This is a genomic window from Legionella cardiaca, from assembly GCF_029026145.1.
Taxonomy (GTDB): Bacteria; Pseudomonadota; Gammaproteobacteria; order Legionellales; family Legionellaceae; genus Tatlockia; species Tatlockia cardiaca.
In genome coordinates this window covers 589,398-610,696 of record NZ_CP119078.1, presented here as the reverse complement: position 1 = coordinate 610,696, position 21,299 = coordinate 589,398, and the positions used below count along the sequence as shown (strand labels likewise).

Genomic DNA, 21,299 nt, shown 5'->3' with positions numbered 1-21,299 from the left:
CGTATATCGATAGATAAAATTCTATACGCTTCATTCCTTCTAATTTCAAAGTTTTGTTCAAATTTTATTCGGTCTCATGTACGATTAACGGTTCATAGAATCTTAAGTATTCAAACGTCTCTTTAGCCTTATGATAACACTCATCCCAGAATACAATACTACAAGAACTATCCAGCAAGCTTACTGCTTGCTCTAACTTGTCACCCATTTTCACAAAACTGGAAAGTGTATTATTGATGGGGATATTCGGTTGTTTAATACCCACTAAAGTTCCTTTGATCTTTGGAAAAGTTATCCAACCAGCATAAGTCTCAGAATGCTCTACGTTAAGTTTTCTCTCTGGATGCATCTGAACTTGATAATGCAACTCCTCAAGATGTTTCCCATAAATGATTTTATACATATCAGGCACCCCTGCCCCTGGTGTCCTGGCTGCAGCCTCTAGAAAAATAAGTTCACCAGATTTTTTACTTTTAAATACTTCAATATGAAATGCCGAAGAGAAAGTACCCAGAGCATTTAAAACATTATCGGTAAATTCTTTGAGTTCAGAAAACAAGCTTGCATCATTAATTGGAAAACTCCCCATTGGAGAACCTTTAGAAAATTTGGCAAGGGGCCATGCATATTTCCCAGCCATGAAAAATTCAATGGTATTCTCTCGCAAGATAGCATCGCAGTGATATAAATCGCCTTCGATGAATTCATCAATTTCAAAGTCCCAAGATTTTTGACTGATAATTTTCAAGACCTTTCTTAGGTTGGCCATATCCGTTACATGATAAGTATCAATACTGCTTACCAAATCAATGGGTTTGATAAACATGGGGAACCCTATTTTGTTTACCACAGTGTTTAAATAGGCTTCATTATTGCTCTTGTATGCATTCTTATCGAAGGATATAAAATGGGGTATCCTGACCTTTCTTGCAAGTTTATGTTTAGAAACTACTTTATTCACATAGGGCAATACCTGACTGGATTGATATCCAGGAATACTGTATTTTTCACGCAGTAGAGCACAAACAAGTTGCGTACTGTCTTCATTTGAGAGCAATCTTATATCCTGGGGGTTAAACCTGTTTAAAATATCTAATAGAATTAATTCAACTTCATCACTATTAATTTGATGAAAACTGCGATTATTTAGTCGATAAATCTCATTAAAAAGACTTTTGTTCTCATCTGAAAGATGGTTTAAACAATATTCACTGCCTATTAATATAAATTGGCAATCACTATCCCCTTTCAAATGAGACAGATTGGACTTGATTGCTACCACATTATATAAAAACACGTAAACGGTCATATTCCCTCGCTGGCGCCACACAAAGGAACATATTTTACCACATTGTCAATGAAATGCGCACAAATATTAAATTTTGCGATATTAAAGAAGAGCTTGAATAGAAAGGGGTCCAAGTGGGGGGTGCCGCTATGAGATTGAATTAAAAAGATTTAATTTATAAGAGGAAATTGCAACCATCATCTATAATAATCATAAATCTACAAATTCGCAGTCAGGATGAAATCAGATCTCAATTCTAACAAGAAATCCGACATCTTTGAGTTATTGTTCAATAGTATGCCTTTTACTTATATTTTTTGGAAAAATAGGCAAGGCATTTATATGGGCGCAAATTCCAATCAAATTGCAATGTTTGGTCATAATGGTAAAGACTTTATTGGCAAAACCATTTATGAAGTTCTTAATGATTATGAATCAGCTAAATTAATTGATGATATTGATACTAAGATAATGTGCGATGGCGTACCCGTTACCATTGAAGAACCAGTGACTACCCCTCAGGGCGAACAACGCGTTTTTCTTTCGCAAAAACAGCCCATTAGAAATTATAACAATGAAATCATTGGCTTATTGGGCTTTTCTTTGGATATTACCGAAAGAAAAAAAATGGAGGATGATTTAAGGCATTCTAAAGAATTGGCAGAGGCTGCGAATAAAGCAAAAACTGAATTTCTGGAAAATATGCGACATGATATCCGCACCCCATTAACAGGGATTGTGGGTTTTGCAGACATTTTGAGGATGGAAGCGGATAGTCCGCATTTAAAAGAGTATGCTGATAATTTAATCGCTTCAAGCTATGCTTTACTCGACTTACTCGATGAGGTTCTAGAAGCAATTCGGGTAAGTTCAGGAGAAATTCCTAAACTTAAGAAAAAATTTAATCTTCGTAAAACATTACAGGGTATTATTGAATTAACGAGGGCTAAAGCCGCGCAAAAAAAAATAGAGCTTACATTAAATTTTGACTCCAATATTCCCAGTTATTTGATTGGGGACAAGGTGAGGGTTCACCGTATTATTTTAGAGCTTGTTGCGAATGCCCTTAATTTTACAGATGCAGGCTTCGTAAAACTCTCAGCGCTGTTATCCAAACGCAATCATCGAGAATTAATCATTAAATTAATCGTAGAAGACTCAGGCATTGGCATTCCCAAAGATAAACAACAAGAAATTTATGTCCAATTTAAACGTCTAACGCCCTCTTACCAGGGAATTTATAAAGGCGCAGGTCTTGGTTTGTCAGTTGTTAAACAATTTGTTGATGAATTGGAAGGAGAAATTTATGTTGAAAGTGAATTGCGCAAAGGCTCGCGATTCACTTGTATTATTCCATTACAAGAATCGTTGCTCGATGAAGCTTTAGGGATTGATGAAGAAATAGACAGTCTAGTCGATCATCCCTACGAAAGAACTTTTGCGCAAGAAATTAAACCCATTTCTCCCGCTTTAGAACAAAAACAACATCGGATATTAGTGGTTGAGGACAATACTATTGCCCAAACTATAGCAAAATCACTGCTTAACACTCTAAATTGCAATGTCGATATCGCTGATAGTGGTAAAAAAGGCATTGAACAGTGGCGAACGGGACAATACGATTTAATTTTTATGGATATTGGCCTCCCGGATATGAATGGTTATGAGGTCACCCATCTCATTCGCATCCAGGAATTACCTAAAAAATCCCATATTCCCATCATTGCTCTCACTGCCCATGCTGGCGATGAGAATAAAAAACGCTGTATTGATGCCGGAATGAATGCAGTTATTACTAAACCACTCACAGCCAGGAATTGTACCGATATCATTGATACTTTTATTCCTGGTCGAAAAAAAGATGAAGATACACAGGCTTTACCAGTCCTTTCTGGCACATGGGAGGAAAATTCAAGTTTGTTTGATTTAACTGAATATCCAATATTGGATATTGAAGAAGGAATCCGTACCACGGGTGATAAAAATATGCTGGCTGAAATGTTAACCATTATGGTGGATGAATCTCTACCTGGTGATTTAGAATTATTAATACAAACTCACGATGCTAATAATTGGGATAAAACACAACAGATAGCTCATAAAATAAAAAGTGGTGCAGTTTATGTAGGCACGGTAAAGGTTAAAATGGCTTGCCAATACTTTGAACAGTACTGGAAATCAGGACAACGTGAACTACTTGAAAAACTATATCAACAAGTCATTGCTACAATTCACGAAAGTTTAGAAGAAATACGTAAATGGTTAACAACCAACAAATAATATTGCTTTAACGATCCCATCAATAATTTTCAAACTCATTTTAATAACCTCTGCGGGTTAATCATTGACAACGCCGAATGAAACATAAATTTAGCAAAGCGATTAAATCCTCCCATTCTTTTCTTTCCACTCTTACTTAATTGTTTTTGAGAGTCTATTTTTCCTCCTTCTTTCCAACCCGCTAAAAAAGAGGGAATGAGAAAAACCAATAAAAGGTATTTATTATCTTCCTTTAGCTGCCTGAAATAATCTTTATGCTCCACTAACATTGTCCGCTCTATTTGAATCTTAGTGTCCAAGCGGTTAATGGCGCTTCGTAATTTTCTTCGTGAGTTCATGACTATCCTTTGAATGATCCCTTAATAAAGCTCTTGTTTTTTCAAAACTCATTTGTCTAATACAAGAAATCAAACTCTTTATAACCAAAAATAAGGCGATGATATTAAGCAGTAAAATAACGATTAGCGCTATTAAAAATCCAAACCAAAACGTGAGCCAATAACCGATTAATACCATCACTGTTAACCAACCAGAGAAAAAAAGTGCCATTAATGCCCCTATGCTCAGCAATAAAGGTACAATATTTAATCCAGCAAGCTTCGCCTCTAGCTGTAATAAAGTCATTAGCCCTTTAGCTACAGCTATCTTACCGAAAATTAATCTTTCCAAGTGCTCGATGAAATTCATCATAATCACTTTCTAAAAAGTGATGACAAAATAAATCCAATACCTCCAGCAATCAAAATAGAGGTGAGCGGATTTTTCTTCACGTTTTGTGCCAACTCATCGGCGTAGCTTTTTATTGTTTCCTGGGCTTCATCGAACTTTTTCTTACTCTCTTCAATCCATTCTTCAGTATTATTTTTTAATTGTTGATATTGCTCTTCAATTTTATCGAGCTCAATTTCTCTGTCTCCTTTTTTGCGTGTTCTTGAAACTGGATCGACAGTAAGGTTATCTTCTTTGTGTAAATGTTTTGTTTTTTCTTTTCCATTATCAGATTTTGAGGGAGTTTTAGTCATGATATTTCCTTATAAATGACATTAATTTATTCATAGTATTTATGAATTTTGGTTGCAAAATCAGGTGCTGCAAAGTCGGGCCAATTATCCTTGTCAAATCCTGGAGCATTTTTTAAATGTTCTTTATCTATGTCAATGAGAAAACAATCCGCTGTTTTATCATATTTGAATAAGTGCCAGGGAAGAGCAAAAAATTTATTCCCAAATCCTAAAATACCACCAAATTCCAGTACTAAATAATTTACCTTACCAAACGCCTTATCAATCACTAACTCATTAATTGTACCAAGGTTCTCACCATTCATATTCTTGACGTATACACCAGTTACTTCACTGGCCTTTACAACACTTCGTTGGCTTACCATGGTTAACACTCCTTATTAGGATCTGTTATTGTTGCAAGACCTTTATTTTTTTATCCTCTGTATTTTAGTTTAGACTAACTTAAAGAAGTGTGTCCTTAATCCAGTGATACTAATTATGAAAACTTGAGAATAAAAAAAACCCGCTAAAAAGCGGGTTTTTTTATGGGGAGTAGCTTAGGCTTACATCATGCCCATGCCGCCCATTCCGCCCATGCCACCCATATCACCAGCACCTACTGCTTCTTCTTTCTTTGGAAGATCAGCAATCATGCACTCAGTGGTTAGCATTAAGCTTGCAACAGAGGCTGCGTTTTGTAAGGCAGTACGAGTCACTTTAGTTGGATCAAGGATACCCATTTCAACCATATCGCCATACTCACCAGTTGCAGCATTGAACCCATAGTTGTCTTTGTTTTCAGCAACTTTGTTAACAATAACAGAAGCTTCATAACCAGCATTAGCGACGATTTGACGTAATGGCGATTCGATAGCACGACGTAGGATGTTAATACCCATGTCTTGATCAGCATTATCACCTTTTAAGCCATCCAATACTTTCTGAGCACGAATCAAGGCAACACCACCACCGGCAACGATACCTTCTTCAACAGCAGCACGAGTTGCATGTAAAGCATCTTCAACACGAGCTTTTTTCTCTTTCATTTCAACTTCAGTAGCCGCACCAACTTTGATAACAGCAACACCGCCTGCTAACTTGGCAACGCGCTCTTGTAACTTCTCACGATCATAATCAGAAGTTGTTTCTTCCATTTGTGCACGAATTTGGGTAATACGAGCGTTAATTTCAGATTCTTTACCTTCACCGTCAATGATAGTAGTGTTTTCTTTTGTTACTACAACGCGTTTTGCAGTACCTAGGTCTTCTAATGAAGCACCCTCAAGGCTCTTACCTACTTCTTCTGAGATAACTTGGCCGTGTGTCAGAATAGCAATATCTTGCAACATTGCTTTACGACGATCACCGAAACCAGGTGCCTTAACTGCGCATACTTTAACAATACCACGCATATTGTTAACAACTAGCGTAGCTAATGCTTCACCTTCAACATCTTCTGCAACGATCAGCAAAGGACGTCCAGATTTAGCAACACCTTCCAATACAGAAAGCATGTCACGGATGTTAGAAATCTTTTTATCAACTAAAAGAATGAATGGATGCTCAAGCTCAGCACTCATGTTTTGTTGATTGTTGATGAAGTATGGGGATATATAGCCACGGTCAAACTGCATACCTTCAACTACAGATAATTCATTTTCCAGGCTATTGCCATCTTCAACAGTAATAACACCTTCTTTACCTACTTTTTCCATTGCTTCAGCAATGATAGCACCAATTGATTGATCAGAGTTTGCAGAAATGGTTCCAACCTGAGCAATTGCTTTACCATCTTTACAAGGCTTAGACATTGATTGTAACTGCTTGGTTACAGCCGCAACTGCTTTATCAATACCACGCTTAAGATCCATTGGATTCATACCAGCAGCAACTGCTTTGTTACCTTCAACCATAATAGCACGAGCTAATACAGTAGCAGTTGTAGTACCATCCCCAGCGGCATCAGAAGTTTTGGAAGCAACTTCTTTAACCATTTGTGCGCCCATATTTTGGAAGCGATCTTCAAGCTCAATTTCTTTAGCAACAGATACACCGTCTTTAGTTACAGTGGGAGCACCAAAAGATTTTTCTAAAACCACGTTTCGTCCACGTGGACCCATCGTAACTCGCACAGCATTTGCCAGAATATTTACACCAGCAATCATTTGTTGACGTGCATCATCGCCAGAACGTACTTCTTTAGCCATTATAATAATCTCCTTAAAAATCTTTTATATTAGATTACTTCTCAATTACGCCCATGATGTCGTCTTCACGCATCACAACCAATTCTTGTCCTGATACTTTAACTTCTGTACCAGAGTATTTGCCAAAAAGAACAACATCACCAACTTTGACAGCCAAAGCACGAACGTCGCCGTTATCTAATACTTTACCAGCACCAACAGCGATGACTTCGCCGCGCATGGGTTTTTCAGTAGCGCTATCTGGAATAACGATGCCGCCAGCTGTAGTGCGTTCTTCTTCCATACGACGAACAACAACACGATCGTGTAAAGGACGAATTTTCATACTTGTTTTCTCCTGGTTTTTTAATTATCACCTATAATTTTCAGAGTAAGCTCTGATTTTTTAGCGTTACACAACAGTGAGTACTTCTATGTATCTATGATTGTACTTCGCTGATGACAGCCATATGGGGGCTCTCAAATAACTTTCAAGGGGTGATGTAAAAAAAAATTTTGGCTTTTTTTAATACTGCTACTACAATGTTTACTATTTGACTGGTTGCAATACGTCCATGAAGAAATGGTTGCTATTTTTACTACTTTGTTTTACGTCGTTTCTTAATCACGCAAACCCTCTTCCGGCTGCAGAAGTATTTCAAGTTGATGTAAAGCAAATCGATCCTAATACCTTAACCATTAATTGGCAAGTTAAGCCTGGTTATTTTATTTATGCTGACCGCATTAAATTAACGGAACAAACCAATAGTAATGTGCATCTAGGAGAATTAAGATTTCCCAAGTCTTTAATAAAAACAGACAAGCGGGGGCAAAGCTACAACGTTTATCGGGATGAATTATCACTTCCTGTTGCTATTTTAGGTGAACAGCCCGGTGAAACATTAATTAACTTACATTTTCAAGGATGTGCCGATGATGGCTTTTGCTACCCTCCCGAGACGCGCGAAATCAAACTCACTATCGATAACAATTTCGCATTAACCAGTGCCAGCATGGAAGCAGAATCGCCCCAAACAACAACTGTTGCCCCAACCGTAACTAATGAAATAGAAGCCGTCTTTGCGAATCATCACTGGACAATAGTGATTCTTAGTTTTTTTGGATTCGGTTTACTTTTAGCCTTTACACCTTGTGTTTTACCAATGGTGCCAGTGTTATCCGGAATTATTGTCGGGCACGGTAAAAATCTATCTACTCGCAAGGCATTCTTTCTTTCATTAAGTTATGTCTTAAGCATGTCTGCCACTTATGCCTTGGTAGGTGCGGTTGTTGCTTCACTAGGTAGTAATCTGCAAATTGCGATGCAATCACCTTGGGCTATTAGCATATTTAGTCTTCTTTTTGTGTTATTGGCTATGTCAATGTTTGGCTACTATGAATTACGCCTTCCGATCTCATGGCAGGCAAAATTAGCAGGAGCCAGCCGTAGCCAAGCCAGAGGACATTATCTTGGCGCAGCAATCATGGGAAGTTTATCCACGCTGATTCTGTCTCCTTGCGTTACAGCCCCCTTAATTGGAGCACTAGGGTACATCGCTCATAGTAATAATATTGTATTTGGTAGTCTGGCTTTATTTTTCTTAGGTCTAGGAATGGGTACACCCCTATTATTAATAGGTACTTCAGCGGGAAAATGGTTGCCTAAAGCTGGAAAGTGGATGAATGGGGTCAAAGCTTTTTTTGGCATCTTGTTACTTGCTGTGGCTATTTTTCTATTAAGTCGCATCTTACCAGCTGTCATTGTTATGCTTTTATGGGCAAGCTGGCTAATTTTTATAGGTATCTATTGCGGCGCTCTCACGAAAGCACTTTCTAATCATGCTAAATTCCGCCAAGGATTTGGTCTTATTAGCTTGATTTATGGTCTACTCATATTAATTGGTGCAAGTATGGGTAACAGTAATCCCCTACAGCCGCTGGCAGGACTCTCCACGGCTGCCAATGCCACACAAAGTATACCCATTGAAACTGTTAGCTCCGTCAGTGAAGTACAAGAAGCGATTGCCAAAGCCAAGGGGAAACCCGTTCTTTTAGATTTTTATGCTGACTGGTGTACTTCTTGCCAAATTATGGAAGCAACAACATTTAAAGATCCGCAAGTGGAAGCGGCATTAAAAAATTTTGTTGTATTGAAGGTAGATATCACAGCCAATAATGCTCAGAACAAAGCGCTACTTCAACAATATGGCGTAATTGCCCCACCTACCTTTTTATTTTTCAATAAACAAGGTAATGAACAAAGCAGTTTGCGCGTTATTGGTGAAGCTTCGGCAAGTAAATTTTTAGAGCAATTAACCCAAGCCTCTGCCCTTGATTAATTTCATCGATTGAAATCAGCGGTGGATTAGACAAATTCACTGCAGAAGCGTTATAATTCGCCCACTTTTTTTACAGTTTGCAGATAGAAAATTATGAATCACAAGGTAGGCTTTGTCAGTTTAGGCTGCCCTAAGGCGTTAGTTGATTCCGAACGAATCATTACTCAACTGCGTGCTCAAGGATATGATCTGGTTTCCAGTTATCAGGATGCAGGTGTTGTTGTAGTCAACACTTGCGGCTTTATTGATGCAGCAGTGACTGAATCCCTGGACACTATTAAAGAAGCCATGGCTGAAAATGGACGTGTTATTGTCACTGGTTGCCTTGGTGCCAAAGCTGACGTTATTCGCGAAGCCTGCCCTGACGTTCTTCATATCAGTGGCGCTCATGCTTACGAAGAAGTTGTTCGCGCTGTCCATAGACATCTCCCTCCCCCTGCCGACCCGTTTACTCAACTTGTTCCTCCTCAAGGCATAAAATTAACACCAAGACATTATGCTTATTTAAAAATTTCTGAGGGTTGTAATCAAAAATGTACTTTTTGCATTATCCCAACGATGCGAGGCAAGTTGCAAAGTTACCCGCTCACGCAAGTGCTTTCAGAAGCAAAACGCTTAAAAGATGCTGGAGTAAACGAATTACTCGTTATTTCCCAAGATACGAGTGCTTATGGAGTTGATACACGTTATCAGGCTATTGATTGGCAAGGAAAAACCATCAACACCAAGTTCTATGATTTATGTGAACAGTTAGGTGAATTAGGCATTTGGGTACGTCTGCATTATGTTTATCCTTATCCTCATGTGGATGACATCATTCCTCTCATGCGAGACGGATTAATTTTACCTTATTTGGACATTCCCTTGCAGCATGCTAACTCTCGAGTATTAAAAGCAATGAAACGTCCAGCAAGCAGTGAAAATACGCTGGAACGAATTGCACAGTGGCGTGAGATTTGTCCAGACATCACTTTGCGTTCAACCTTTATTGTCGGCTTTCCTGGTGAAACAGAAGATGAATTTGAAGAGCTTCTGGACTTTTTGCAAAAAGCTCAACTAGACCGTGTTGGTTGCTTTCAATATTCACCGGTTGAAGGTGCTAAAGCCAATGAGCTTGCTAATCCTGTCTCAGAAGAAATCAAAGAGGAACGTTATCATCGCTTCATGCAAGTACAGGCAGAAATAAGCCGTAAGAAATTAGAGGCTAAAGTTGGCTCAACACAGACGGTGATAATTGATCATATTAATGAAGAACAAATTATAGCTCGTAGCAAAAGTGACGCTCCCGAAATTGACGGTTTAGTGTATTTACCGGTTAATAGGGAGGTAGGTCTTGGTAGTTTGATTGATGTCTCTATCACCGATAGCGATGACTATGATTTATATGCGGAATTGGTTTAATTTTTTATGGTCTTAGGTAACCCATCGGAAAAATTTCTTCATACAAATCACACCATTCTGAGTTGAGTTTCTCGATTAAATTGACTGGATCCCTCAGTCGTTAATCCGAGAGCTACAAAGCAGCTTTCGAATTAACTTATACCCTAAGGCTAATTAGAGCGTTGTTCTTAGATTAAATTTTTCCTGCTTTGAGGTTGTTTTTTCTTGGTTACTTGCTCGACTTATAATTTCAGGAGAATCATCAAAAAATCCCAAAGGATTTTTTGATGGATTTGGTGTTGCAGCTTTTCTAAAATAATAAAATATGGTTTTAGAAACGTCTTCTTTCATACTTATTTTTTCTGTGACAGGCTGAAATCCAAATCTTTTTGCCAGGTAGTCAATTATATTTTTAGAAAAATAATTAGCGGTACCATATTCTTGTTTAAATTTTTCCATATCGAGCACAGCAGTATACTCTTGCTTAGCTTTTTCCAGGTCCAGAGTAATACACCGGCTATTATTGTCTGTGGAATGCTGGGTATTCTGTTTAAGTTGCTTATTTTTAATAAATTTATCGAGGCTATATCTTAAATTTAATAAAAGATGAGACAACTCAAGAACATCATCATTGTGACAATTATCGTGTTCAGATAAAAACAAAACCCCATCCTTCTCTAATAACTCTGCTATTTGTCTGAAGCAATTTTGTTGCGCGGAAAAAGAGGGGAAATGATGCAAAGAATGATTTAACATAATCACTTTGAATTTTTTATTGCCTAAAGTACCGAGTAAGTCTCTGCCATCATAAACATATTGCTTGCTGAGTTTTTGCATGTATTCGTTTTTAACAACTTTATCACTACTCGTTTGTCCGCCCCAATCAATCTCGGTTTGTATATCAATTGCACACGCTTCCATATTTAATTTCTTACTGACCAAATAAGTCATTGCGCAATCACCAGCTCCTATATCGAGAAGAGCTTTTTCCTTTAGTTCATTTTCTGAAGCCCCACTTTTAATGATATTAGCAATATTGGATGCTTTCTTCTGTTGATACTCTCCATCAGTCATTGGAAAACCTACCAAATCACCCTTTGGTAAAGAGATATACCAACTGGCGATAGCCTCTGCTGCTGCATTATCATCAGCAGTCATGGGCAGATCTTGCAATTTCCTTATCAATCTGGCTACTGCTTCCTTAGAAACATCAATAAAAGCATAATTCAATACTTGTACAGCATCTCGATGCAGATGCCTACTCATGAGGGTATACAGGATGTGGTTTTTTTTCATCTCAAATGCTCTATATAAAATCTTTGAGATTAAATATTAATTTATATGTTTAATTTTTGATATGGGTAAATTTACCCACATTCTCGCAGCTAAGTCAAAATATGCCTTGTTTTGAATTTGATTAATTATTTTATAAATAACAACAGCAATTTCACATGTTCAGGATATTTATCAAAAGTGCGGGTTATAGCATTAATCTAAGAAATCCTTAATCTTTATTGAATACAATCCGTCTCCATTAAAGTAAAAAGCAAACAGATAAAATGGGAAAAACTAGAAAAGCCGTTATTCTTGCTAATGGAACAGTTTCGATTACACAGAAACGATCAAATAAAGGAGGATATTTCGGTTTTTTTAGTTTGAGCCAGGCAACTGCCTGGCTCATGTATGATTCAGTTAATTTTATTAATCAATTAGCTGAACACTGTGAAGAAAAGCATATGCTTATTCTTGATGGGCCAGGAACAGACGTCACTCATGATAAGGGTTCATTATTAAAATCACTTGGTGCCTTACTCGATGGACACATTGGCGATAATGGTGTTAATGCTAATTTTGAAAAGACCAAAGAATTTTTAATAAAACAATCTAAGGAAGCCGAAGAGGCAGGTGAAACATTAATCGTTTGCGCGGTAGGTTGGAGCCGAGGTGGATTTGTTTTGAATCAAACTAAGGAATGGCTTGAACGACAAATTGCCGCGGGTAGTATCAAATTACAAGCTTTTTATCTTCACTGTATTGATTCAGTGGTAGGCGGTCCAACTGACAGATTGCGGTATTTCCTTAAAGTACCAAATAGCAGTGAAAAGGTACCCATGAACCTGGAAGTACACAATTATTTGTCAAATACAGGTAATCTTAACCTATGGGAACAATTGATTGGATTACTTCCTAAAAAGTATCAGATAAATACACCTTTTTTTAGCGCCTTTCTTGATAATACCAAGAGTCTAACTTTTTTTGCCAACGAATTAGAATTTACGCACTGCTCAAATACTTGGCTATTTCCTGCATCTCACGAAGCATTAGTTGGAAAACCCAAAAATAAAACTGAACAATGGGCGGGAGATATTGTTCTTGCTAATATCATTCGCAATTTTATAGAGCTTTCTTTTAATTTGAATGAAGATTGGGCGAATAAAGTTCTACGGAAAGGGCAGATAGCCTTAGAGGAATTACGTAAGGGTGATATTAAGCTAAATAGCTGCAGAAAATATTTAGATTTCGACGACGCTATAGCTACTCTTTTTGGCAGAGATTCAACAGAAGACGATCGCATTCATTCATGTATAAGCATAAGAAATTTTCACGGCAATTAAATACTAAAGATTAAAATCATGTTGTCATTTATTGAGGACACATCCAGTTAGCCTCTCCGATTATCAACTGAGTTCTTGTCGCTTGGCTTTATCTAAGTCTTCCAAATGCTTTTGCCAAGGAATGAATTTATTACGCTCTGCTTCAGGTAAATTTAAAAACAGAGTTTTGGTTTCGCAGGACTCTGAGAACATGGTAGCAATGAATTCACTCCATTCTCTGTCGATTTCTCTTTGCTGATTAAAATCCTCTCTTTTATGCTGGCTTTCTTCTTTAAAAAAACTTTGTAGTGTAGGAGGAGCTTTCTCTTGTTCATCAAGCTTCTTTTGCTTTAACGCTCTCTGCATCTCCGAAAGCAGGTCTTTTAGAATCATATTATGTTTTTTTAAAGTAATACAATTCTCTTTGTCACCTTTCATAACATCTAGTCTTTGAGTGAATTGCGTAGTTTTAGAAGTCGTAAATTCAAGTGATAATTGTGCAATCATGTCTTCTAAATTTTTCTTCTTTACCTTTCTTGCTACTAATAACCGATTTTCAAGTCTATCCATTAATTCCTTTAATTCGTCGAGATTTCTACTGCACGTAATGCGCATGAAACCTTTATCACCAGGCATTCCAAAATAGGATAAAGGAGCTATCATCAAGTCATCTTCGAATAAAAGAGCATAAGCTAACTCTTCATCCGTTTTAATTTCCCCAGTTTTACCTAAAGCACGTTTAGCTTGCTCGGGAAGTGATAAACCTAACATATCACTAAAATCAGCAAGTACGTAAAAAGCACCTTCTACTTTATAATTCGGATCAGGCATACCAGCACCCATAGTGTTTAAACGCTCCGCAACATAATCAACTTTCTTTTTATAAAATTTTTTAAGAGCTGCGAGATCTTCATTACTTAAATTTTTCATTGTCTCTGCATAAGCTTTCTGAGCAGAAATAGGCGCATGTCCAGTTAAACTAATATTTTTTGTTACTAACTTGCTCATCATTACTTTATCAAACGCCATGAGTACTGCCAAACGCTCTCCTGCAACGGAAAGTCCCTTAGTACCTGAGCGCATCACAAGCATTCTATCTTTTAAATAAGGAGCAATTTTTAATAAAGAAGGAGCCTTTTCATAGGCCATTTCGGCATAAGCCTCATCGATAATGACATGTAGATCAGGGTATTTTTTTAAAACCTGCGCTATCTTTATTAACTCATCCTCACTAATTACTGTACCTAGTGGATTATTGGGATTACAAATTAAAACCGCTTTAGGTTTTCCCTGATCTATTTTTGCCAGTTCGTAAGCTTCGGAAATACTTCTCTCAAGCGCTTCTGCGGTCAACTTGTAGCCTGGTTCATTCATTACGTTAATTGGATGCAACCGATGTGCTTCATAATCAGCGTAAAGGCTATAATATGGAAAAGGAGTAATGATGCGATATTTTGGCGTGTTCTTATAGAGTTCATGAAGCGTTTCAAAAACAACACGTAACCCACCTGCACCACCCGTTAGAAACAAAATATGGTCAGGTTTAATTTCAGATTCATACCAAGACGACATTGCCGTAGCCATTATCTTCCTGGCGTTTTCATCCCCTTGAGGATGTCCGTAATCAATGGCTGCACTTTCTTGGATTTGTTCAAGGTTTTCTTGCGCTTTTAAAACTAATTTTTCAATTGTCTGCCAATAGTGTAAATAATGGTTTATTGTATGCATATTTACAGGATAGGTTGGCTGGCCCATGCCTGCGAAAATTATTTTTCGCAGTTCATTGAGAGCATTTACAGCTAAAGTTTTTTCGGTATGCAATGTTTTAGTCCACATGGCCAGGAGCATAATTTTGTCTATTTTATCAGCAAGTTGGCCTTCAGGAGTAAACATGGCTAAATTCCTTATTCAATGAACAAATATTTGGTAGTTTGCTAATATTTTAAGTATACCCTTGTTATAGAAAGTATGACAATGCAAGAAAAAAAAACTAAATTTCAGTTAACACTTGATGAAGTAGGCGATTTTTTAGCCAAACTATCTGAGCATAGCGACCAGGTATACTGGATAAGCAGTCCTGATTTTAAAAAAATTCAATACATTAGTCCTTCTTATGAACGAATCTGGGGACGCTCTCGGGCTGAGCTCTATGCTAATCCTGAAATTTGGATAGATTTTTTACACCCAGAAGATGTAAAAAATCATCATCCGATCCATCAAATGGCCGAACAAATTAAACTCTTGGGCGAAAAGGCTCGTTATTCAGAACGTTACCGAATTATAAGGCCAAATGGCGAAATTCGCTGGATTATTGATAACGGTTTCCCACTTATTGATCATCGAGGAATTTGCTATGGCGTTACGGGGGTGGCTACTGATGTGACCGAAGAGAAAAAGCAAACTGAAGATTTACAAAAGGCTAAGGAAGCAGCGGAAATCGCCAATAAAACTAAATCAGAATTCATTGCTAATATGAGTCATGATATTAGAACACCTCTTAGTGGCATTGTTGGGATTTCTAAATTATTGGAAGTAGAAGCTCATACGGATACAGAAAGGGAATATGCTCGCTGGATTAATCAAAGTGGTGAACAATTATTAGAATTATTAAATAATGTTTTAGAATTAATTTCCTTGGAAAATCTGAAAGAATTGGAGATTCATCAGGAATGGTTTAATCTAAGACAAGAAATATCAACTATTTGTAAGCTTGAATTACCGGCAATTAAAATCAAAAACCTTGATTTTAAAGTTGAAATTGATGAATTGATTCCTGAACTGATACAAAGTGATCGCACCAAAATCCATCAAATTCTGTTAAATTTATTAGGAAATGCGATCAAATTTACCGAAAAAGGACATATAATTCTCTCGGTTAAGCAAATTTCTTCTGATAAGAATAACCTTGAGTTAGAATTTATAATAAAAGATACGGGCATTGGCATTGCTGATGAGCAACAAATTCTGGTATTTGATCGTTTTTTTCGTATCGCTCCTTCGTATAAAGGAGTTTACAAAGGGTATGGGCTAGGCCTGCATATTGTGCAAAAATATGTGGCTTTATTGGGTGGCGAAATAAGGTTAAAAAGTATGATTGGCAAGGGAAGCACTTTCTCCTTTAAATTATCTGTTAAAGCTAAATCTGAAGCTTTACCTAAAGCTCACCCTAATATTAACGAATTAGTGAGTGAGGATATGTCTCAACATGAGGATACTCATTCTGTCCCAGAGCAACCATCTATTCATACTGATGAACCCTTACACCAAGGAAAACAGTTGCCTCACCTTCTCCTTATTGAGGATAATACAATTGCCTTGCGCTTACTTGAATCAGTAACAAAGCAGGTAGGATGTCAATTTACCTCGACAATGGATGCCGAAGAAGCATTTGATTTAGTAAAAAAAACAGATTTTGATTTGATTATCACAGACATTGGTTTACCCGGCATGTCTGGAATTGAGTTAACAATCTATATTCGTCATTGGGAACAAGCTTTGGATAAAAAACCAATTCCTATTGTTGGCTTGACCGCGCATTCTTTAGGTAGCTCTGTTGATGAATGCTTAGAAGCAGGGATGAATAAAGTTTTCGCAAAACCAATTAATTTACCAACAATGAGGGACATCGTTTCAGCACTCATACCAAGCAATAAGCTAGAATCATCGGGTCTCTTATTTGAGCAGGATACGCAACTCAATGAGGAAGAGCTTTTAACTCTGAGCCATTTTCCATTACTCGATATACAACAAGGTCTTGGAAATCTTGGTAGTGTGGAATTATTGAAAGATTCTCTCATGCTTATGGTGAATGAAGATATTCCTCAAGATAAAGCAAGGATTCAACAAGCCTACGAAGCCAAAAATTGGCCAGCAGTGGAAAAACTTGCACTTAAAATGAAAAGTAGTGCGCTTTATTGTGGCACAACCCGATTGCGCTATGCTTGCCAATACTTGGAAGGTTATCAAAAAACAGCTCCCAGCCATCTTTTAGAAAAATTATATTACCAGCTCATTGAGGTTTTGCAGGAAACAAAACAAGCAATTATTGATTGGCTGCAAAAACAATAAGCACAAAAAAATATCTAACCTGATAACGCTGTAATAGAAAAATTATTTTTTTCTTGTAGAGTTGGTTCCCTTTTTCTCTGTTTTTATAATTTCTCAGCGCGAGCCCGCTATGCTGAAAACAGCGTCAGTAGAAATTATTAATTCAGTTTAATTGAGGCATTAACAGAGATTAAAAAAATTGAAACAAAAACTAAGCATTATTCGATTTAACTTTATTGGTCTCTGGGATAATGGATGACGATAATTTTTAGTAGAGCATATATTCCATTAGTGGAACAGGAAGGAAAGTAGAAAAATAACCAAGGTTATTTAAATTTGCCCTATGGAATTTAAAGCCATCATTCTTTACTCCAAAAGTTAATCCTTGAATTGTCTTTAAAGGTAAGAATAATTTAAAACCGTTTTCTGGAAACGCTATGAATCCCTAATGTCTATAAAATTTTATAGCAAAAGAATACCTACCTCTTCTAATTCGAAAAGACCATTTTCCTTAATAAATGGGTAATTTTACCCATTTTTTCTTTCTTTAATTAAGTTACTTTAACCTACTCACTGATGATATGGCTTTGATTTTTGAAATCAAGTAAGGAGAAATAGATGTTTTCCATGCAATTTTTTAAAAATGAAGAAACAACTTCTAATAAAATAAAGCTTCCCAAGTTATTTTGGGAGTATGGTATTGTTCTTGATTGGCAAAGCGCTACTCCCATTGCCCCTGAATTAATAAAAGAATTAGAAGAGAAGTTTATCCCGGAAATAAGGGATATCGTGTGGCCAAAGAAAGGGGCCCCCTTAATTGAAAGTATCCTTAAGCTTATAAAGAAAGAATTTAAAAATAACCACCCCACTGTATCACTGCAATTAGACCCTCAAGCCAAACCAATGAGTCATCCTCTTTTAATGGGCGTAAGTGATTTTGTCGTTCTCCCGCCTGAAAAACCTGCCTATTCACGCGAAGCCTTTGTCTATAGAGTAAGCGTATTATTAATGATGCGATATACAGTGGACCATTGTCAGAAACTAGAAGAGACCAGCCTCTTAATAGAAAAATACAAATCGGAAGGTGCATCAGTTACAAACCGTTTATTCCCTTTTGCCCTCATTCAATATGCTTATGAGGAAAATGGTCGCATCGAGGAATTACAAAAAAGGATACAAGAAGCTGTCACACCTGCAGTAAAGCGTGCATGGGAGATTATCAGTACAGAAGGCAGTAAATTTATAAAAGAGATACAAGATTACGAATCTTTTAAAGACAAAGTAACCGCCATAGAGTTCAAATAATAATAGACCCCCATATTTTGTTTAAAATTTATGGGGTCTAATAAAACCATTTTAACCCACTAGAAATCATAAACTTTAGACTTTGTAAATTTGCTCGGCCACTTCTATAACATTATTCTGTAGTGTTTTTGCCGTACTAACCTCTTCAGACTTGAGTAAATTTTGATGCAATAATTGATGATAATGTTTGTATGCTTTAACCAGTTTCTCAAATTGCTCTTTATCAATGATCCGTTCAGCAAATAATTTCCGTAATAAACTCAATGTATTCGTGTAGCGAGAGAAACTTTCATATGGATGAGTTAGCACCAAATACTGGACTAAAAACTCCAGATCAATTAAACCTCCTGGTTTATGCTTAATTTCATCTCCATTGGCGTGTTTGTAGATTTTTTTACGCATAGCTAGCACTTCATCACGAATCAATGTGAGATTTCGAGGGATTTGAAATATTGCTTTTTTTAATTGCTTAAACGTCTGCCCTGTATATTTATCGCCCACTAAGACTCTTGTTCTTATTAGGGCTTGATGTTCCCAAGTCCAGGCATGACGCAATTGATATTCCACAAATGCATCAATATGGCTTACTAATAATCCCGCCTCCCCCGAGGGACGAAGACGTGTATCTACCGAATATAAAATGCCCGCCTGTGAGCGAGTGGTCAACATATGCAGAATTTTTTGTGTTAAACGGGTAACTAAGGCTTCCTCTTCTGGGTCCGTGGCATGAATAAAAACCAAATCGAGATCTGAGGTATAATTCATTTCGCGGCTGCCTAATTTACCATAAGCAAGAATTGCAAAATGAGATTTAATTTTTGTCATTTGTGGATAGCGTGGAGCTAATTGTTCACAGGCTAATGCAAGAACTTTTGTCACAATAACTTCAGCGACGTCTGCCAAAAAACCACTGATTCGCGTAGCATGGTAGCGTCCATAAATTTCTGCCCGGGCTGCTGAAAGCCAATTAACCAACTTAAATTGTCGTAGAATTTCTTCTTTTTGTTCGCCATCGACACAATGGCTTAATCTATTTTCCAAGGAATATTCTAATTCCTTTCGTGAGGGAAGATGCCAATTTTTTTCTTGTTCGAGTAATACTTCTAATAAAAAAGGCTGATTGACAATCAAGGATGTTATAAACCGGCTATGTGCAAACCAGTACAATAATTCTTTCAAGACTTGGGGATTTTCAGTAATTAATGCAAGATAAGGGCTGCGACCAACAATGTTTTCTAATAACTGGAGAACTTGCAATAACACCCTATCCGTATCCACAACATGAACTAACTCACTTAATAGTAACAACATAAAGCGATCAAGACGCATGCGAGCAGCTTGTGATAAACGCCTGCAACGTGGAGCATGGCGAAAAGCATTAATCATCTGATAACACCGTTCTGCCCGCTGAAAACCTAAGCTTGCTAACAAATTAATAGCCATCGTTGTTTCGACATGCCCCTGCCATAAACTCATTAGCTGATTTGTTAATAAGCGTTTCTCATCCTCATAAGGCTCAACTTTTGCAAGAACTGCGCGAAAAATAGCGCTGATGATGCGCTGATATTGATGGAGTTTATTTAAAAGTTCTTGCCAAGTGTAGCCCATAGCAAAGGCTATTTGCGCTTGTTTTAATTCATCTTGAGGTAAAGAATGCGTTTGCTGATCATTTTGACTTTGTAAAACATTTTCTAATTTTCTTAGAAAAAAATAAGCTTGTCGCAAAGCCGCTGTATGGGATAACAAACCTTCTTGTTTTAACACTTTAAGTGCTGCTATCGTATTTTGCGTTTGTAAATCAGGTATTCGTCCCCCGCGAATTAATTGCATATTTTGAATAATAAATTCTACTTCTCGAATCCCCCCGAACCCGCGCTTAATATCATCTAACATGGGATTAAGTTGAACTTCACGCTCAATCATTGCCTTCATACTGCGCAAAGACTCAATTACACTAAAATCTACATAACGCCGGTAAACAAAAGGAGTAATTAAACGATGGAACCAATGATTGGGATTTTCTGTGTTTTCTCCGATTAAACGCGCTTTGACCATTGCATAGCGTTCCCAATCTCTGCCTTGCTCTTGATAATAAGTTTCCATAGCAGCTAAACTTGAAACTAATGCACCACTATCGCCGTTTGGACGCAAACGCAGATCAACACGAAAAACAAAGCCCTCTGCCGTTATATTTTGTAAAAGTTGAATAAATAATTGCACTACCTTTGTATAATATTGTTGGTTCGCAATTTGCTCGCTACCATTTGTATAACCAGCTGTTGAAAAAGCACAGATTAAATCAATATCAGAAGAATAATTAAGTTCACGCCCCCCTAATTTGCCCATTGCCAATATATATAATTTTGTTGGTTTCCCCTGCTCATCACAAGGATATCCATAACGCGTGGCTACTTCCTTTTCACAAAAGCGAATCGCCCGTAGAACGATAGCATCGGCAAAGTCTGACCACGCTCTCATGGTGTCTTCGGTAGTTCCCAAGCCACTTAATTCTCTTAGTAATAATCGTAGGAATTGAGTATGTCTAAATTGTCGCAACGCTCTCGCAAAAAGACTAAATGGTTGATCATCTATCTGCTCTAACAAACGGGAATAGTCTTGCAAACCCAGTGGTGTTTGGTAATCCGTAAGAACTACTTGCTTTAAAAGTTCTATTTGTCTGCATGCATAATCACTAAACAATAAAAGCGTTTGCAGAGGAGCACATGATTTAAATTCAGCGAAATGCTTCTGATAAAAAGCAATTTTAGGTTGTAGAAGGGATGGAATTTCCAACACAGTGTCTTTAGCTAATAAAGAAGATCTATAAGCCTAGCGAAAGGCAGAAAAAAACTCAATTGAACATGACCTCGAATATT

16 protein-coding genes are annotated in these 21,299 nt (G+C 37.2%); 6 read left to right on the top strand and 10 right to left on the bottom strand.

The features are described 5' to 3' along the window. Positions 1 to 64 precede the first annotated feature (64 nt). Complete coding sequence (locus tag PXX05_RS02680; protein ID WP_275089512.1) at positions 65 to 1,309, bottom strand: ATP-grasp domain-containing protein; 1,245 nt, start codon at positions 1,307 to 1,309, stop codon at positions 65 to 67. 216 nt (positions 1,310 to 1,525) lie between these two features. Between PXX05_RS02680 and PXX05_RS02675 the strand changes: the two genes are divergently transcribed. Beyond that, positions 1,526 to 3,568 (top strand): response regulator, encoded by a 2,043-nt coding sequence (locus PXX05_RS02675; RefSeq protein WP_275089511.1) that lies wholly within the window; start codon positions 1,526 to 1,528, stop codon positions 3,566 to 3,568. A 35-nt stretch (positions 3,569 to 3,603) separates the two neighbouring features. On the opposite strand, the gene PXX05_RS02670 is transcribed toward PXX05_RS02675, so the two are convergent. The 6 genes from PXX05_RS02670 to groES all read right to left on the bottom strand — a co-directional run bounded on the left by PXX05_RS02670 (position 3,604) and on the right by groES (position 7,104). Then, positions 3,604 to 3,837: a hypothetical protein gene (locus PXX05_RS02670; protein WP_275089510.1), complete on the bottom strand. Its 234-nt coding sequence runs from the start codon at positions 3,835 to 3,837 to the stop codon at positions 3,604 to 3,606. A 34-nt stretch (positions 3,838 to 3,871) separates the two neighbouring features. Beyond that, positions 3,872 to 4,258 carry a hypothetical protein gene (locus tag PXX05_RS02665; protein WP_275089509.1) on the bottom strand — a complete coding sequence of 129 codons (387 nt, stop codon included), beginning with the start codon at positions 4,256 to 4,258 and terminating at the stop codon, positions 3,872 to 3,874. A gap of 2 nt (positions 4,259 to 4,260) precedes the next feature. Next, on the bottom strand, positions 4,261 to 4,590 hold the full coding sequence (locus tag PXX05_RS02660; RefSeq protein WP_275089508.1) for a hypothetical protein: 330 nt from the start codon (positions 4,588 to 4,590) through the stop codon (positions 4,261 to 4,263). A 26-nt stretch (positions 4,591 to 4,616) separates the two neighbouring features. Further along, positions 4,617 to 4,955: a PRC-barrel domain-containing protein gene (locus tag PXX05_RS02655; RefSeq protein ID WP_275089507.1), complete on the bottom strand. Its 339-nt coding sequence runs from the start codon at positions 4,953 to 4,955 to the stop codon at positions 4,617 to 4,619. Between the two features lie 180 nt (positions 4,956 to 5,135). After that, a complete protein-coding gene (gene groL / locus PXX05_RS02650; protein ID WP_476737579.1) occupies positions 5,136 to 6,779 on the bottom strand; it encodes a chaperonin GroEL in 1,644 nt (547 codons plus the stop codon). A gap of 34 nt (positions 6,780 to 6,813) precedes the next feature. Next, positions 6,814 to 7,104 carry a co-chaperone GroES gene (gene groES / locus PXX05_RS02645; protein WP_275089506.1) on the bottom strand — a complete coding sequence of 97 codons (291 nt, stop codon included), beginning with the start codon at positions 7,102 to 7,104 and terminating at the stop codon, positions 6,814 to 6,816. A gap of 229 nt (positions 7,105 to 7,333) precedes the next feature. On the opposite strand from groES, the gene dsbD reads away from it, so the two are divergent. Both dsbD and rimO read left to right on the top strand, forming a co-directional pair. Then, a complete protein-coding gene (gene dsbD / locus PXX05_RS02640) occupies positions 7,334 to 9,097 on the top strand; it encodes a protein-disulfide reductase DsbD (protein WP_275089504.1) in 1,764 nt (587 codons plus the stop codon). A 93-nt stretch (positions 9,098 to 9,190) separates the two neighbouring features. Then, positions 9,191 to 10,498 carry a 30S ribosomal protein S12 methylthiotransferase RimO gene (rimO, locus tag PXX05_RS02635; RefSeq protein WP_275089503.1) on the top strand — a complete coding sequence of 436 codons (1,308 nt, stop codon included), beginning with the start codon at positions 9,191 to 9,193 and terminating at the stop codon, positions 10,496 to 10,498. Positions 10,499 to 10,651: 153 nt separating this feature from the next. On the opposite strand, the gene PXX05_RS02630 is transcribed toward rimO, so the two are convergent. Next, positions 10,652 to 11,773 carry a class I SAM-dependent methyltransferase gene (locus tag PXX05_RS02630; protein ID WP_275089502.1) on the bottom strand — a complete coding sequence of 374 codons (1,122 nt, stop codon included), beginning with the start codon at positions 11,771 to 11,773 and terminating at the stop codon, positions 10,652 to 10,654. Positions 11,774 to 12,036: 263 nt separating this feature from the next. On the opposite strand from PXX05_RS02630, the gene PXX05_RS02625 reads away from it, so the two are divergent. Beyond that, positions 12,037 to 13,092: a hypothetical protein gene (locus PXX05_RS02625; protein ID WP_275089501.1), complete on the top strand. Its 1,056-nt coding sequence runs from the start codon at positions 12,037 to 12,039 to the stop codon at positions 13,090 to 13,092. A 63-nt stretch (positions 13,093 to 13,155) separates the two neighbouring features. On the opposite strand, the gene PXX05_RS02620 is transcribed toward PXX05_RS02625, so the two are convergent. Next, positions 13,156 to 14,964: a pyridoxal phosphate-dependent aminotransferase gene (locus tag PXX05_RS02620; protein ID WP_275089500.1), complete on the bottom strand. Its 1,809-nt coding sequence runs from the start codon at positions 14,962 to 14,964 to the stop codon at positions 13,156 to 13,158. Positions 14,965 to 15,045: 81 nt separating this feature from the next. Between PXX05_RS02620 and PXX05_RS02615 the strand changes: the two genes are divergently transcribed. Both PXX05_RS02615 and PXX05_RS02610 read left to right on the top strand, forming a co-directional pair. Then, entirely contained in the window at positions 15,046 to 17,139 is a 2,094-nt protein-coding gene (locus PXX05_RS02615; protein WP_275089499.1) for a PAS domain-containing hybrid sensor histidine kinase/response regulator, read from the top strand. A gap of 597 nt (positions 17,140 to 17,736) precedes the next feature. Further along, on the top strand, positions 17,737 to 18,423 hold the full coding sequence (locus PXX05_RS02610) for a hypothetical protein (protein WP_275089498.1): 687 nt from the start codon (positions 17,737 to 17,739) through the stop codon (positions 18,421 to 18,423). A 75-nt stretch (positions 18,424 to 18,498) separates the two neighbouring features. Here PXX05_RS02610 and glnE read toward each other — a convergent pair whose 3' ends face one another. Beyond that, positions 18,499 to 21,219 carry a bifunctional [glutamate--ammonia ligase]-adenylyl-L-tyrosine phosphorylase/[glutamate--ammonia-ligase] adenylyltransferase gene (glnE, locus tag PXX05_RS02605; protein WP_420844610.1) on the bottom strand — a complete coding sequence of 907 codons (2,721 nt, stop codon included), beginning with the start codon at positions 21,217 to 21,219 and terminating at the stop codon, positions 18,499 to 18,501. Positions 21,220 to 21,299: the final 80 nt, after the last annotated feature.